Origin of the sequence: Limosilactobacillus panis DSM 6035, assembly GCF_001435935.1 — a bacterium.
Taxonomy (GTDB): Bacteria; Bacillota; Bacilli; order Lactobacillales; family Lactobacillaceae; genus Limosilactobacillus; species Limosilactobacillus panis.
In genome coordinates this window covers 1-352 of the sequence record NZ_AZGM01000072.1, presented here as the reverse complement: position 1 = coordinate 352, position 352 = coordinate 1, and the positions used below count along the sequence as shown (strand labels likewise).

The window sequence follows — 352 nt, the reverse complement described above, 5'->3', positions numbered from 1 at the left end:
CGAATTGTCAACTCAAGTGCAACATGGCTATGAAGCTAAATATTGATGAAAACATTGTTGAGCGGTGTGGTAGTGAAGAAGCTTGCGGGGCTTGGTATTGATAGCTTGGACTGCTTGGTGGAGGTAGAGAAGGGATTGCTTAATGGGTTGGCCCTTGGGATAGAATTGATGAAGCAGTCCATTATTGTTTTCATTGCTTCCCCGTTCCCAAGGTGAGTACGGGTGAGCGAAGTAAATCTTGGCATGTCTAATTTTAGCCAATGTAGAGAATTCGGCACCATTATCAAAAGTGATCGAGTTAAACCAGTTTGGATGGTAATTAATCACCTTCTGAAGCTCTTGACGACAGGTT

The 352-nt window shown here is 43.2% G+C and carries 1 protein-coding gene; it reads right to left on the bottom strand.

What is annotated here, in order from left to right; all coding sequences use genetic code 11:
• Positions 1–27: 27 nt before the first annotated feature.
• Positions 28–352: IS30 family transposase (locus FD32_RS05035; RefSeq protein WP_156410640.1), on the bottom strand; the 325-nt coding region annotated here is incomplete at its 5' end.